The sequence below is a fragment of the Stenotrophomonas sp. STEN035 genome, from assembly GCF_056759935.1.
The window spans coordinates 21,550-34,615 of sequence record NZ_JBRRDY010000020.1 but is presented as its reverse complement, the minus strand read 5'-3'; the positions used below and the strand labels follow the sequence as shown (position 1 = coordinate 34,615).

Sequence of the window (13,066 nt, the reverse complement as noted above, 5' to 3'; positions counted from 1 at the left end):
AGTCGGTGCGCTTTGAAGAGCCGGCCAAGGGTAAGCGACGCCACATTCGACCCCTCAGTCTTCGCGTGCGCCTGCTTGGTGCCCGGAACGACCGCCACTTGGAGCTCTTCTATCCCAAGCTGTACTCATACAAGATGAAAGATCCAGTAGCGCCCGGCGGACATCATGATTGGCGTTGCAGTGAATTGAGACTCAGCAAGGCCGGCAACGTGCTCCATGAGATTGAGGGGCTGCCCCGTCCGGCGCCCATGCTACATGGCTGATCGAAGCATCAGATGCTCGGCTATGATCACTTCCATTGGATGCAACCTGACAATGCGCTCAAGTGAAATCCGCTTCGCGGCTCAACTCAGGAAGTAGGCCTGCAGATGAGACATCAAGGAGCCCGTAGAACGGCTGAGTCGGCGTTGTTGGAAGCGACTGACGTTCGCACAGTTGTTCGGGCACTGTTTCGCCGCCGTAACGACTACAGTCAGGTCACCCTCGACGAATTGCCCGCCGAGCTTGCTCGGTTCGGAATCTTGACAGTCAAAGACCTCCGGATTCTCATGAAGAAGCATAGGCGCGCCCTGCTGGCAGATTAGAACTTCGAGATGAGCCGCGCCGAGACTCTATGCCTATCTCAAGAGCTTGGCTTCACGGGCCTTGATGTTCTTGCAGGAAAATCCTGGCTTGCCCTACCGGGGTTCGTACGCCAAGCCATGGAACTGGAGTTCGGCCAGGAGGCCGCTGTCCATGTCACGACTCAGCGGGACTAACAACGCATTCAGGCCAGTGGCCTCTCGTGCCGCGCCCCTCAATCAGACATCGACGCAGGTGAAGCATGTCGCAATACTTTGTCCACAACGGCTACAGTGGCTGGGCTTACGGCACTCCAAGTGACCCTCAACGGGTCTCGGCGGAGGATGCTGCCGAGCTGATGCGGCGGGCAAATCTCAGTTCTGACCAAGTTGCACTTGTCCTGCCACCAGCCCAGTACGCCGAAGCAGGCGACGGCATCTTTCAGGTCACCGGCGGCAACCGTTTTCTATTTTCCGGCAACTACGAGGGATGCGTTGACGTCAATCCAAGCAAGGTCAGCGTGCCTCCCGTCATCAACTGGACGACAGCTTAACCATTCAATCAGGCCAGCGCCGCTTCGCGACGCGGCATAACCCAGAGATGAAGCATCACGCCATGGCCACAAAGACCGTTCAAGCACTTCTGGATGACATTCGTCTGCTCGGCGATGAGCAGTACGCTTTGGTTGAATCTGTTCGTGCGCTGGTTGGAGAGACTGTTCCGTCCGTATCGGAGGAGGTGAAGTACGGCGGCATACTTTTCACTTCTGGGGTGCAGTTTTGCGGTGTCTTTGCCTACAAGCAGCATGTCTCAGTTGAGTTCGGCAGTGGCGCAAAAATTCCCGACACCCTCGGCTACCTTGAAGGCAACGGGAAGGGTCGAAGACACATAAAGCTGCGCTCGGCAACGGACATCAAAGCAAAGAGCTTGGCCAACTACCTTTTATTGGCGCTGAAAGCCGCGAACGGTGGTTCCTGAAAATTCCGCAATTGCCTGCCGACATCCATCGGCGGCTGCGCAACAGCCAAGCCTCTCGGACCCATCCAACATGCAAGTCACGCTCATAGGCGACTCGATCCGACTGAACTCCCAGTCGTCCGTTCGCGGCAATCTGCCAGGCAACGTTCAACTATGGGGACCGTCGATCAATTGCGAATCGTCCCGCAAGGTGGCTTTGGAAATCGTTGATTGGGTAGCGCCAACGACAGCAGACATCGTGCACATCAATTGTGGACTTCACGACATCCGGCTTGACCCGGGCGTGGATCGCCCAACATGCTCCATCCATGAGTATGCGGCCAACCTTGAATCGATCTTCAGCTACTTGGTGTCTACCGCCCCAATCGTCATATGGGCGACAAGCACACCCATCGATGAGGCCATGCATAACAGCAGCAAGCTCTCGAAGCGATACCTAACCGATCTCATCGAGTACAACCGTGCTTCGGTGGCGCTGGCGCTTGAATTCGGATTCCACATCAACGACCTCCATAAGCGCCCATCGTCTTCCAGTCCGAGGAATCTATTGCTTCCCTACGGATTGCATTTCAATGCGACCGGCAATGCGCTGATCGGCAAGATCGTCGCAGATGCGGTTCTTGCGCACGGTGGTCAACAGGGGCATTTCCAAAGTAAGCAGAGATGAGCATTGGCTCTCGATCTGGGGCCTCGCCATCAACCTGAACCCAGACTTCCAAAGAACTGGTCCCGCAGACAAAGGCACTTCGACCAGGTTCCATCGGAACCTCCAGCTTCACGCGGGGTATCTTCGAGATACCATTCGGCATCGAAACATCCTGAAGTCACTCACCGCCCGCTCCAACTTGGTTCGTGAACAGCGGCATTACCTTCACCACCCCCGGTATATTGAATGTTTGAATTTCTTGCTCTTCCAGTCTTTCTGACTTTCGTGGTCCTACTTGCAAGCATTGCTCTGTTCAAACTTCGAGCTCGTTTCGCCAACTGGCCGATTCTCTACCGTGTCGTGTTATCGGCACTGATCGCGTCTTTCGCTCCAACATTCTTCGTAGCTGGCCACGGCGGAATTCCGCTTCCCAGCATCACTGGGTTCATTATCTTTATCACGAACATGAGAATGGATGCTCTCGCTGACCTCCACCTGTCGGTCATGGGCATTGGAACACCCGGCACGGGAATTTACCTCCCTCCATTCCTCGTTTGCTTCATGCTTATTTTGATCGTCGCCTGTACAAAGTTCAGGAATCGCTCACCGGCCATGAAGCCTTCGCGCCCTTGGTAACCCTCCAACAGCCTTTCGGGATGAAAGCGTCTTTGCAAACCGCCCCACCTGGGAGCTATCGATTGCAACACTTCAATCGCCTCACTTCGCAGCAACTCGCCATCGCCGCCGGATCGGCACTGCTGATGGCAGGTGCCCTGCTTGCGCAAGGCACACGCGTGGGCTATCTGCCACTCGGACTTGCCATCCTTTGCGCCATGGGCGCCTACGTGAGATCCGGGCGTACCTGATGGAGCACGCGTGGCAAAGACCTTACACAGCCGCGCTCCGTCGTCACTGCCGAACTCCCTGCTTGAGACTGATCAGAACCTACGCATGAAACGACTCCTGCTGCTCGCACTTGTTCTCGCGGTGTCCTCACCTGCTGACGCCATCGTCATCCGGCATGATGTCGATGACGCGAAGTATCGGATTCCGGCCAGCGAATTTCCCGCTCTGGTTGACATGCCCGGCGAGGGGCACGGTAGCTTGATTGCACCACAGTGGGCGGTGACTGCCGCGCATACGCTCCCGCAGCATGCCGAGCTCAAGCAGGTCGTCATCAACGGGCTGCCCCGTGAGGTTGAGCGCGTCATCATCCACCCGGGTTACAAGACGCTGCCGCAGGCGCTTATCGACCAGGCCACGGCCAGCGGCGAGGCAATGTTGATCGTGGTGTTTCTGGCATCATCGGATGACATCGCACTGATCAAGCTACGCCAGCCGGTGACCGACGTGGCGCCGGTGGCACGCTACCGGCACGACGATGAGGCTGGCCGGATCATCAAGCTGATCGGCAAGGGGGCTACCGGCACCGGTGACATCGGGCACGACCCCAGCGGCCCCAACCGCACCGAACTTCGCCGCGCCTTCAATAAAGCAAGCAGCGCATATGACCGCTGGCTCTGCTACGTGTTCGACGCACCACCTTCGGCCTTGCCACTGGAAGGCGTGCTCGGAAACGGCGACAGCGGCGGCCCTGCGTTGATACAGAACGGGGAGCAGTGGTTGCTCGCCGGGTTGGGCTCCTGGAAGGTTGTGCAGGGCAACGTGCTGACCGCACGGCCCGGACGCTATGGCCAGGTCGCCTGCAATGTCCGCATCAGCCACTACGCTGATTGGATCGACAACGTGATCTCGGCGCGGCCTTCAGCCGCTGATTGAGCCTGCCCCGAGTCCCCCCGCGCATGCGCCCTGGCCCGCCGAGCAGCGCGAATGCACTGATTCATCCGCCCCACCTTTCCAAAAAGGCGGAGTGGTTCCAGATTCGCTTTCCGCAACCGGACATAATCGTCGCCCCCTATTCAGCATGTCGTATGGAGCGTCAATGAAACCGGTCTGTCTCGCTCTGCTCACATCCGCCACGCTTTGGTTCACCCTGCCCACGGCGCAAGCCCAAGCCGTGTACAAGTGCAGCAGCCCGGAAGGTGCAACCACGTACCAGTCCATTCCGTGCCGCGAGGGAGAAACCTCCCTGCGCCGCTATGCATCGCCTTCAACGTCCAACCCCACGCAAGCGCTATCCACTGCTCCGGTCGGACCTGGCCAACGGCGTGCCCAGGTCCGCTATACGACCACCGCAGCCAACGAGAGCTGTGATGGTGCCAAGGCAATGCGCACCGCCGCGCTGGCCGCGGCGGGGTCACAGGCGACGGCCAATATGCGCGCCAGCATGGACCAGCAGGTCAGCGCCGCCTGCAGATAGCAGCCTATGGCAACGGCCACCCGCATCTGGGGACGGTAGACGAGCTGCTGCCAACAGCAGTACCGGCTTGCAGCGGTTGGCGCCGGCAAAAGCACGTTGTCCGCACAGCAGATACGCGAAGCTGGCTTCGCTCGCCCTGAAAAAATGATTGAACAGCTCCCCACCACGTTCAATGATCACCGGGCTCGCTTCGCCGCCCCTCACCGGGCATTCCGGGTTCTGTCGGCAGCAACAAGCCGTTGTCGCTCCAGGAGGCAGTGCAATGCGATTCCCCAGGCAGGTGCTCGCGCTCTCGCTGCTTCTCCCCTTGGGCAGTGCCGCCAAGGACGACAACGCACTGAAAGTCGACAGCTCCCAGGTTGTGGGCCTGACCGCCTTGCTGGAAGCGCAGCCACGACACCCTGAGGCGACCAGCATCCGCGCTTTGTTGCTTGAATGGGAAGACAGCACCAAGGACGTGGTGGACTACGTCTGCCCGGATGTACTGGCGCCGGTACCCGCCAATGGCATCCCGAATGGTCCAGAGTTGTTGGCGCAGTTCATCTTCGGCAGCGCCGCCTTCCAGATCGCCAATCCATCACAGAAGGGCGCGCTGCAACCGTCGCAACTCGCGGGCATGCGCAGCATGCTGAAGGCCTACAAGGCGTTGCTGGCCACCGATCCGGCCGCACGTATCCCCCGCTTTGATGCGCTTGTAGCCATGGATACCGGCGGCACACTCCCTGCCTACCTTGAACCCATCGTTACCCTTGGCTGCAAGTAACCGCGGCTCGTGCAGCCAAACCGATATGCTTCCGCATCCGAGTCACCCCCTGTAGACGCCACACCCTGATCCCATGAATATCCAGATCCGCCAGGAAACACCCGCCGACATCGCAGCCATCGACGCGGTGACCGTCGCCGCCTTCGCCAACGCTGAGCACAGCAGTCACACCGAACAGTTCATCGTGGCTGCATTACGCCGCTCCGGGCAGCTTGCTGTCTCCCTGGTTGCGGAGCAGTCCGGCGCAATCGTTGGCCACGTTGCCGCCTCGCCGGTAACCATCGATGACGTCGACATCGGCTGGTATGGGCTGGGACCGGTGTCGGTCATACCACTGTTGCAAGGCCAAGGCATCGGCACGCAACTGATCGAGGAAACGCTCAACCAGCTTCGTGCGCTCGATGCTGCCGGCTGCGTGGTGCTGGGCGAGCCGGCTTACTACGCGCGGTTTGGGTTCGAAGCGAACGCGGCGCTCGCGCTTCCCGGCGTACCCGCCGAGTACTTCCAGGCGCTTTCATTCGGCGGGGCGATGCCACAGGGGGCGGTCGCTTATCACGCCTCGTTCTCGGCAACGGAGTAAGGCTCAACTGAGAGCGCGTGCGCCAGGATGCAGAGGGGGCAGATCAAGCCGTTTTCACCGCCGTTGGCGAGTTCCATTCGCGTGGAAGTCGCCAAGAAAACCCAGACTGCGATACCTTGCTGCCCTGGGCATTCGTTGGCAGAGTGATGCCCGTTTCAATCACCCGATCAGCCGCAATCCAGCTGATCTGTCACACCCGCTCACAGAAAGGACTCCCGAATGCGAGGCGCCAGCTCACACACCGTCGCTCGTAGCGCGATGCAACCGCAAACCTTGCTGCGCCACAGCCGCATTGCCCTGCTTGGTTTGCTGTTCACTTGCCTGCTGGCCGCCTGCGGCAAACCCGTGCCTGCAGACAAACAGGACTATGTCGGCACGTGGGAATCGAACACCACCTTTCTGTTCATCGACGCAAGCGGACGTGTTGCCTACAAGCACAAACCCAGCCCATCGACCAGCAAGTCACTGGATGCACCGATCAAGGCCTACGAAGGCGATGACTTCATCGTCGGGGTTGGGCCGGTAACCACCCGCTTCGTGGTGTCGGCTCCCCCGCATCAAGTGGAAGGCCGCTGGAAGATGACGGTCGACGGGCAGGAGCTCACGCGGCGCTGAGCCGACTGCCCCTGGAAATCCGCGAAGACGATCACCACGGCAGCTGCGGCTGCCACAGCACAGGCACTGCACGATGCGACCCAATGTAGTTTCCCTGTTGTTGCTTGCAGGTTTGGCGTGGCCCGCTGCCGCCACGCCGCTGGACCACCAGCAGGCCTATAACGACTGCCTGGCCAAGGCCGGTGGCATCAACAACGGCACGGTGGAGGCCTGCTCGTCGGTGACCTCGGAGCATGCAAAAGCGGAGATGACACGCCTCTACCGTGCCATCAACAGCAAATTGCTTGCAGAGAACGCAAACGATGCAGCAAAGCTTGAGCGTGCCCAGAAAGCCTGGCTGGTGTACCGGGATCTGCACTGCGAACTCGCTGGTTCCTATGTCGGATCGCCGATGTATTCGTTCTGCCCCATGCAGCTGAACATCGACCGCGTCATTGAACTGCGCGAGTTGGTCGGGCAATGAAGCCCGTTGCTTCGTCGGCTGCAACGTAGAGGCGCTTGCCAGAAACCCAACCAGCTCCTACCATCTGCGCGTCCTCGCGGCTCACGCGATGGCCGTAAGCGTTCACGTCAATCAACGCGCCAATCAACTCCGGCATTGCCGGGGCTGTTCGCCCATCCATGGGCGGAAGGCGCCATTGCTTGACCGGATCCAGGAGATCACTGTGAACGCTACAGACAAAACCACCATCGCATTTGGCATTCCCAAGCTTCCCTTGCGCTACGGCGCCTTGGTCATGCCCTTGCTGCTGTCGATCCTGATGACCTGCGTCGTCTCCCTGATCAGTACCTTGAAGAGCATCGGCATGTCGCCGTTGCTCGGCTCCAAGTGGCTCGCTGCCTGGGGCATCTCGTGGCTGGTCGCCTTCCCCATCCTGCTATTGCTGTTGCCAGTGGTACGCAAGGCGACTGCGGCATTGGTACGGTCGGCCTGACAATCCAAACTCCCGGCCCGCCTCGCGGGCCGGCTCCCTCCTGCCCCGCGCCGTGGGCGATGGTGCCAGGCACTGGAATGCACGCATACTCGAATTCCTGATGCGCCTCACCGACACCCACCATGACCGACCCTTACAACACCTCCTCCAGCCGCACGGCACCCGCCCTGCTCAACGATGCGATGATCACCACTGCATTGGAGCTGCCGGGCTACCGCGCCGTGCGTAGCCTGGGCCTGGTCCGCGGCATCACCGTGCGCTCACGTTCCATCGTTGGCAATTTCCTCGGCGGTTTGCAGACCATCTTCGGCGGCAACATCACCATCTACACGGAGCTGTGCGAACAGGCCCGCGATGAAACCTACCGCGACATGGTCACCCACGCCCGCCAGCTTGGCGCCAATGCAATCATCGGCGTGCGCTATGACGCCACCGAGCTGATGACCGGGCTTACCGAAGTGCTCTGCTACGGAACTGCGGTGGTGGTGGAAGCGGAGAACCGCTGACCGCTGACCGCTGATCCCCTGGACTCCGCTCAGGCCCAGGGCATGCCTGCGGCGGTTGCGTCGACCACATGCTGCCAATCTCGCTTTGAAACCATCTGCGGCGCAGCCCGCTCTCCACCGTGAAGGATCACATGCGAACGAAATTACTGGCCCACCTGATCGGCTTAGTAGTGATCGTGCCGAGTACGTTGGTGGCGTTGTTCTACAGCGCATTGGGCGCGATGTTCGCGGCGGAGTCGATACAACGCCAGCAACATCTTGGCAGCGCCGCGCTGGTATTGGCCTGCCTGAGCGGCGGCTGGCTCGGCATCGTCGCATTGTGGCGTGCCTATTTCGTGCTTGGCACTGGCCTGCTGACCTTCAACAAGACCTTTATCTGGATCGGTTTCGGCTGTGGCAGCTTGGTTTCTTTGACGCTGATGGGAATGGTGAACGGTTCGCTGCTTTTCAGGGCACTATTTTTCGGCTGGCCGCTGCTGGCTGTTGCCGCGTTCACTGCAATGCTCCTGCGCCGCCGCATCGATGCCGCATCACCCATAACTCGCGCCTGATCAGGCGCTGCATCCTGGTAGAGCCGTCATGCCACGCAACGTCCTTTTCATCTGTACCCAGAATCGTCTGCGCAGCCCCACTGGTGAACAGGTCTTCGCCAACTGGCCGGGTATTGAAACGCAATCAGCCGGATTGGGAAATGATGCCAATACGCCGGTGTCACCAGAACTACTGGTTTGGGCGGACCTGATCTTCGTGATGGAAAAATCCCATCGCAACAAGCTGTCCAAGAAGTTCCGTGCGCACCTGGATGGCAAGCGGGTCATCTGCCTGGATATACCGGATGACTACGACTATATGGACCCGATACTGGTGCAGCTGCTCAAGCAGAAGGTGACACGGTTCCTGCCAGCGGGGTGAGTGGCACTACGGCTTGGCCAGGAGGGAGCATCAGCTTCGGAGCTTTCCTGCCCACGGCGCCAGTGGTGCTTGCGTCGCCCTCTCCCCAACCCCTCTCCCGTGCAGGGAGAGGGGCTTTCAGCAGCTGCTGACCGCCGAGCCAGCTTGCTTGCGGGCTGAATGCACGTACTGCGCTACTCTGCCTACCTGGCCAGTTGAACTCCATCGGAGAGCAGATGCAGACCAAGCCTCACCCGCTCGACAGAACGATGCTGGCAGCACTGGCAGTCGTCGCATGGACAGCACTGTTGCTGCAGCTCTACCTGTCGATCGAACTGGCGTTATCCAACGGCCGTGGCGTCATCCACGGCACGCTCGCTTTCCTCGCCTATTTCACCGTACTTACCAATCTGTTCGTCGCGCTTGCAGCCAGCTTGCCGCTTGTCGCAGGGACAACAGGTCCAGGCCGGTTCTTCGCCAAACCCGAGGTACTCGGCTGTGCGATCACCTCGATTGTCATGGTTGGTGCGGGCTACCACGTGCTGCTGCGCAATGCCTGGAGTCCGCAGGGTTTGCAGCTGCTTGCCGACTACCTATTGCACTACGTGGTGCCACTCTGCGCGCTTGCCTATTGGGTGGTGTTTGCGCCGCGTACCCGACTTGCCGCGCTCGCGCCACTGGCATGGTGCATCTATCCGGTCGCCTACTTCATCTACGCGTTGATCCGCGGCGAGCTGACCGGCATGTATCCGTACTACTTCATCGATGTCGCCAAGCTTGGTTTTGCCAAGGTGCTGGCGAACTCGGCGGCGATGCTGGTGGCCTTCCTGCTGGTTGGCATGGCGGTGCACTTCATTCCGGTACTACGTGGCGCTGCCCGCTCGCCCACTGAGCCTTGAATCGCCTGTCAGTCCAACTGGCAGCGGGAAGCATCACCCCGCCGGAGCTGCCATCGACAGCACTCTTCCCCGCCACCGCGTCCACGCGCTCGACAGTGCGCCATGCAACAGCAGGGGCAACACCCAGCTGCTCCACAACAGCAGTGCGATGGCATCCGGGCTGGGCGCACGCCCGCTCGCTATCCACGCCGGCAACAACAGCCGGAACACCACCGGCGCCAGCGTGACCAGATAGGCCCGTGTCATCCAGCGGCGATGCCGTGCGACCTTGCCACGGCGGATGCTGACCATCGCCACCAAGGCCGTCAGCAGCCAGGCCAGCGCGGTCCCTGCGAACGCGGTGGTGATCGAGGCAGGTGCCGGCGAGGTGGCGATCAAGCCCACCGCTGCTGCACAGGCCAGCAGCATGCCGCTGATATAGCTGCGCCCCAACCAACGATGCAGGCGCGGCCAGGCACGCGGCCAGCGGGTAAGAAACTGCAGTGGGCCGAGCACGATGCCCAGCACACCACCGCCGATATGCAGCCACAACCAACCGCGGCGCGACCAGTACATGGTGTAGTGCTCGGGGTCCACATGCCGGTATTGGCCATGGATGGCGAGCAGGAAATGCAGACTCAGCGCCGCCAAGGCCAGCCAGAGCAGTGCCCAGGCGAGGCGTTGCATGAGACCACGACGTTCAACATCTGCGTGAAGCGCGTTGGACATCTTCACCTCGGCTCGGGCGTCGGCCAGAGCATACAAGGACCAGCCAGAGCGGGTGGATCGGTCTCCATTCGGGCTTGGCGTTGTCGGCGTACACCGGCTGGCAACGCCAGCCGACGCGGTTCTTCGTAGGAAGCTGACCGCCCGAGTGGTTGCAAATTGCGAATCATTCGCATTTAATTTCTCACTAACATCGCCGCCCGCTTGAGCGCAGTTGCCACCCGCAACGGAAGCGGGACCGCCCCGCCCGTGGTCAATCCGTTATCTAAATACGTTCAGGCTCGCTCATGCACCCCAGTCAACCCCTCGCCCGCCCGGCTTACGCCGCCGGTTCATCGTTCCCGTTCCGCAGCGCCGGCAATCGTCTTAAGGCCGCCATCTGCCTGGCTCTGGCCAGCAGCTGTGGCTCTGCCTTGGCCGCGCCGCAGAGCGCGTCTGGCACCGCCTCCGGTACGGAAAATGACACCGCTACCCAGCTGGACACAGTGCGCGTGGTGTCGCAGCGCGCCAACCGGGTCAGCAACGGTGCCACCAACCTGGACCTGGATATCAAGGAAACCCCGCAGTCGATCAGCCTGGTCAGCGGCGAGCAGATGCAGCAGTTCGGCATCGACAACATCAACGACGCGCTGCGCCTGGCCACCGGCATCCAGGTGGAGGAATGGGAAACCAACCGCACCAATTACGTCGCACGCGGTTTCGATATCAAGAACACCCAGATCGACGGCGTCGGCCTGCCCAATGACTGGGGCATCGTCACTGGTGCAATGGATGCTTTTGGCTACGAAAAGCTCGAGGTGATCCGCGGCGCCAATGGCCTGCTCACCGGCGTGGGCAACGCATCCGGCACCATCAACTACGTGCGCAAGCGCCCCACCAACGAGGCCAAGGGCCAGTTGGGCGTCAGCGTCGGCTCGTGGGGCAAGCGCCGCGTCGAGGTCGACTACGCCACGCCGTTCACCGAGGACGGCCGTTGGGCCGGTCGTGTGGCGGCTGCGCATGAAGACGCCGACTCCTACCTGCGCGGCTTCAATACCGACCGCAACTTCTTCTACGGCGTGGTCGATGGCCAGATTGGCGACAACGGCACGCTGACCGTGGGTTATTCGTGGCAGAAAGCCAATAGCGACCAGAACATGTGGGGCGCGCTGACCTTCGTCAACGCCGACGGCACCCAGGCTTCATGGCGGCGCAGCGCCTCCACCACCCAGGACTGGACTTATTGGGATACCAAGACCGAAACCGCCTTCGCCGAGTACAGCCACCAACTGGGCGCGGACTGGCAGGTCAAGGCGTCGTACAACTACCGCAAGACCGGCAGTGACGACCAGTTGTTCTTCGCCTACACCACTACCGGGCTGAATCCGCTGACCGGCGAAGGCCTGCTTGGCTGGTCGTACAAGGGCATCGACCAGGGCAGTTCGCACCTGGGCGACATCACCTTGAATGGCCGGTTCCAGCTGTTTGGCCGCGAGCAGGAAGCCATGTTCGGCTTCAGCGTCGCCAAGAGCGAGGAGACCACCTGGGACCACCCGGTTGCCAGCACCGATCCTTCCTTCGGTGCACTGCCAGCGTTCCCGTATGCCGGCAATGTCGTCGCCGAACCACAGTGGGGCCCGCGTACCAGGTCCAACTGGACCAATCAGCGCCTGAAGCGCGGCTACGGTGCAACCCGATTGAGCTTCACTGACAGGCTCAAGTCGGTGATCGGCTTCAACTGGGCCGAGTACCACCGCGATGGCAACAACGGCGTAGCCTTCAACCAGACCGAAGACAACATCAGTCCCTATGCCGGCCTGACCTGGGACTTCAATGACAGCGTGCTTGGCTATGTCAGCTACTCCGACATCTACCAGCCGCAGGACCAGTACGACATCAAGCATGTCTACCTGGACCCGACCAAGGGCGTGAACTACGAAGTCGGCCTCAAGGCCGAATGGCTGGACCGCCGCCTGCTGACCACGCTGGCGCTGTTCAAGGCCAAGCAGGAGAACCTGTCCACGTATGGCGGCTATGACTTCGCCACGGCCAACTACTGGTATTACGGCGTGGATGTGGAATCCAAGGGCGTGGAGTTCGAAGCCACCGGCAAGCTCAGCGACAACACCAACCTGGTATTCGGCTATACCCAGTTGAAGATGAGCAACCAGGACGGTGGCAGCACCTATACCTGGGTGCCGCGCCGCACCGCCAACCTGATGCTGACCTCACGCCTGCCGAACTATGAAGCACTGTCGTTCGGCCTGGGTGGCCGTTGGCAGAGCGATACCTCCACCAAGGAAAGCTACACCAACATGGTGGTGCGCCAGGGCAGCTATGCCGTGCTCAACGCCTTCGTCGCCTGGGACGTGCTGCCCAACGCAACGATACGCGCCAACATCAACAACCTCACCGACCAGAAGTACATCAACAGCCTGTACCAGATTGGCTACTACGGTGCACCGCGGAACTACCAGTTGAGTTTTGACTGGCGTTTCTGAGGACGGCGGATAGCGAAGCAGTCATAGCTTTGGCTTTTGGCTTTTGGCTTTTGGCTTTTGGCTTTTGGCTTTTGGCTTTTGGCTTTTGGCTTTTGACTTTTGGCTTTTGGCTTTTGCTCCATCCCCTCTCCCCTTGCGGGAGAGGGTGCCCAACGGGCGGGAGAGGGGTAGCACTTCACTGCCAACC

17 protein-coding genes are annotated in these 13,066 nt (G+C 60.6%); 16 read left to right on the top strand and 1 reads right to left on the bottom strand.

The window, feature by feature from the left end; all coding sequences use genetic code 11:
• Positions 1-823: 823 nt before the first annotated feature.
• The 15 genes from ACVOLL_RS12265 (at position 824) to ACVOLL_RS12195 (ending at position 9,694) form a co-directional block, all read left to right on the top strand.
• Positions 824-1,114, top strand: a complete 291-nt coding sequence (locus ACVOLL_RS12265; RefSeq protein ID WP_481513123.1) for a hypothetical protein — start codon at positions 824-826, stop codon at positions 1,112-1,114.
• 62 nt (positions 1,115-1,176) lie between these two features.
• Complete coding sequence (locus tag ACVOLL_RS12260) at positions 1,177-1,539, top strand: DUF1801 domain-containing protein (RefSeq protein WP_481513122.1); 363 nt, start codon at positions 1,177-1,179, stop codon at positions 1,537-1,539.
• Between the two features lie 70 nt (positions 1,540-1,609).
• A complete protein-coding gene (locus tag ACVOLL_RS12255) occupies positions 1,610-2,206 on the top strand; it encodes an SGNH/GDSL hydrolase family protein (protein ID WP_481513121.1) in 597 nt (198 codons plus the stop codon).
• A gap of 225 nt (positions 2,207-2,431) precedes the next feature.
• Complete coding sequence (locus ACVOLL_RS12250) at positions 2,432-2,821, top strand: hypothetical protein (RefSeq protein ID WP_481513120.1); 390 nt, start codon at positions 2,432-2,434, stop codon at positions 2,819-2,821.
• A 315-nt stretch (positions 2,822-3,136) separates the two neighbouring features.
• Positions 3,137-3,964, top strand: coding sequence for a S1 family peptidase (locus ACVOLL_RS12245; RefSeq protein ID WP_481513119.1), 828 nt, complete (start codon positions 3,137-3,139; stop codon positions 3,962-3,964).
• 163 nt (positions 3,965-4,127) lie between these two features.
• On the top strand, positions 4,128-4,505 hold the full coding sequence (locus ACVOLL_RS12240; protein WP_481513118.1) for a hypothetical protein: 378 nt from the start codon (positions 4,128-4,130) through the stop codon (positions 4,503-4,505).
• 262 nt (positions 4,506-4,767) lie between these two features.
• Entirely contained in the window at positions 4,768-5,268 is a 501-nt protein-coding gene (locus ACVOLL_RS12235) for a hypothetical protein (protein ID WP_481513117.1), read from the top strand.
• Between the two features lie 73 nt (positions 5,269-5,341).
• Complete coding sequence (locus tag ACVOLL_RS12230) at positions 5,342-5,848, top strand: GNAT family N-acetyltransferase (RefSeq protein ID WP_481513116.1); 507 nt, start codon at positions 5,342-5,344, stop codon at positions 5,846-5,848.
• A 258-nt stretch (positions 5,849-6,106) separates the two neighbouring features.
• The gene (locus ACVOLL_RS12225) at positions 6,107-6,463 is read left to right on the top strand and encodes a hypothetical protein (RefSeq protein ID WP_481513115.1); all 357 of its coding nucleotides are present in this window, start codon (positions 6,107-6,109) and stop codon (positions 6,461-6,463) included.
• Between the two features lie 73 nt (positions 6,464-6,536).
• Positions 6,537-6,926, top strand: a complete 390-nt coding sequence (locus ACVOLL_RS12220; RefSeq protein WP_481513114.1) for a lysozyme inhibitor LprI family protein — start codon at positions 6,537-6,539, stop codon at positions 6,924-6,926.
• 202 nt (positions 6,927-7,128) lie between these two features.
• Complete coding sequence (locus ACVOLL_RS12215; protein WP_481509923.1) at positions 7,129-7,398, top strand: DUF2798 domain-containing protein; 270 nt, start codon at positions 7,129-7,131, stop codon at positions 7,396-7,398.
• 122 nt (positions 7,399-7,520) lie between these two features.
• Complete coding sequence (locus ACVOLL_RS12210) at positions 7,521-7,904, top strand: YbjQ family protein (RefSeq protein ID WP_481513113.1); 384 nt, start codon at positions 7,521-7,523, stop codon at positions 7,902-7,904.
• 119 nt (positions 7,905-8,023) lie between these two features.
• Positions 8,024-8,455: a hypothetical protein gene (locus ACVOLL_RS12205; protein ID WP_481513112.1), complete on the top strand. Its 432-nt coding sequence runs from the start codon at positions 8,024-8,026 to the stop codon at positions 8,453-8,455.
• Positions 8,456-8,483: 28 nt separating this feature from the next.
• Positions 8,484-8,816, top strand: coding sequence for a low molecular weight protein tyrosine phosphatase family protein (locus tag ACVOLL_RS12200; RefSeq protein WP_481513111.1), 333 nt, complete (start codon positions 8,484-8,486; stop codon positions 8,814-8,816).
• 215 nt (positions 8,817-9,031) lie between these two features.
• Positions 9,032-9,694: a Pr6Pr family membrane protein gene (locus ACVOLL_RS12195; RefSeq protein WP_481513110.1), complete on the top strand. Its 663-nt coding sequence runs from the start codon at positions 9,032-9,034 to the stop codon at positions 9,692-9,694.
• A 33-nt stretch (positions 9,695-9,727) separates the two neighbouring features.
• Here ACVOLL_RS12195 and ACVOLL_RS12190 read toward each other — a convergent pair whose 3' ends face one another.
• Positions 9,728-10,360 (bottom strand): DUF2306 domain-containing protein, encoded by a 633-nt coding sequence (locus tag ACVOLL_RS12190; protein WP_481513109.1) that lies wholly within the window; start codon positions 10,358-10,360, stop codon positions 9,728-9,730.
• A 326-nt stretch (positions 10,361-10,686) separates the two neighbouring features.
• On the opposite strand from ACVOLL_RS12190, the gene ACVOLL_RS12185 reads away from it, so the two are divergent.
• Positions 10,687-12,879, top strand: coding sequence for a TonB-dependent siderophore receptor (locus ACVOLL_RS12185; protein WP_481513108.1), 2,193 nt, complete (start codon positions 10,687-10,689; stop codon positions 12,877-12,879).
• The last annotated feature ends 187 nt before the right edge of the window (positions 12,880-13,066 follow it).

Excerpts from the sequence above, each read along its gene's own strand:
- ACVOLL_RS12265 (WP_481513123.1), top strand. The coding sequence starts at position 824 with ATGTCGCAATACTTTGTCCACAACGGCTACAGTGGCTGGGCTTACGGC.
- ACVOLL_RS12260 (WP_481513122.1), top strand. The coding sequence starts at position 1,177 with ATGGCCACAAAGACCGTTCAAGCACTTCTGGATGACATTCGTCTGCTC.
- ACVOLL_RS12255 (WP_481513121.1), top strand. The coding sequence starts at position 1,610 with ATGCAAGTCACGCTCATAGGCGACTCGATCCGACTGAACTCCCAGTCG.
- ACVOLL_RS12250 (WP_481513120.1), top strand. The coding sequence starts at position 2,432 with ATGTTTGAATTTCTTGCTCTTCCAGTCTTTCTGACTTTCGTGGTCCTA.
- ACVOLL_RS12245 (WP_481513119.1), top strand. The coding sequence starts at position 3,137 with ATGAAACGACTCCTGCTGCTCGCACTTGTTCTCGCGGTGTCCTCACCT.
- ACVOLL_RS12240 (WP_481513118.1), top strand. The coding sequence starts at position 4,128 with ATGAAACCGGTCTGTCTCGCTCTGCTCACATCCGCCACGCTTTGGTTC.
- ACVOLL_RS12235 (WP_481513117.1), top strand. The coding sequence starts at position 4,768 with ATGCGATTCCCCAGGCAGGTGCTCGCGCTCTCGCTGCTTCTCCCCTTG.
- ACVOLL_RS12230 (WP_481513116.1), top strand. The coding sequence starts at position 5,342 with ATGAATATCCAGATCCGCCAGGAAACACCCGCCGACATCGCAGCCATC.
- ACVOLL_RS12225 (WP_481513115.1), top strand. The coding sequence starts at position 6,107 with ATGCAACCGCAAACCTTGCTGCGCCACAGCCGCATTGCCCTGCTTGGT.
- ACVOLL_RS12220 (WP_481513114.1), top strand. The coding sequence starts at position 6,537 with ATGCGACCCAATGTAGTTTCCCTGTTGTTGCTTGCAGGTTTGGCGTGG.
- ACVOLL_RS12210 (WP_481513113.1), top strand. The coding sequence starts at position 7,521 with ATGACCGACCCTTACAACACCTCCTCCAGCCGCACGGCACCCGCCCTG.
- ACVOLL_RS12200 (WP_481513111.1), top strand. The coding sequence starts at position 8,484 with ATGCCACGCAACGTCCTTTTCATCTGTACCCAGAATCGTCTGCGCAGC.
- ACVOLL_RS12195 (WP_481513110.1), top strand. The coding sequence starts at position 9,032 with ATGCAGACCAAGCCTCACCCGCTCGACAGAACGATGCTGGCAGCACTG.
- ACVOLL_RS12190 (WP_481513109.1), bottom strand. The coding sequence starts at position 10,360 with ATGCAACGCCTCGCCTGGGCACTGCTCTGGCTGGCCTTGGCGGCGCTG.
- ACVOLL_RS12185 (WP_481513108.1), top strand. The coding sequence starts at position 10,687 with ATGCACCCCAGTCAACCCCTCGCCCGCCCGGCTTACGCCGCCGGTTCA.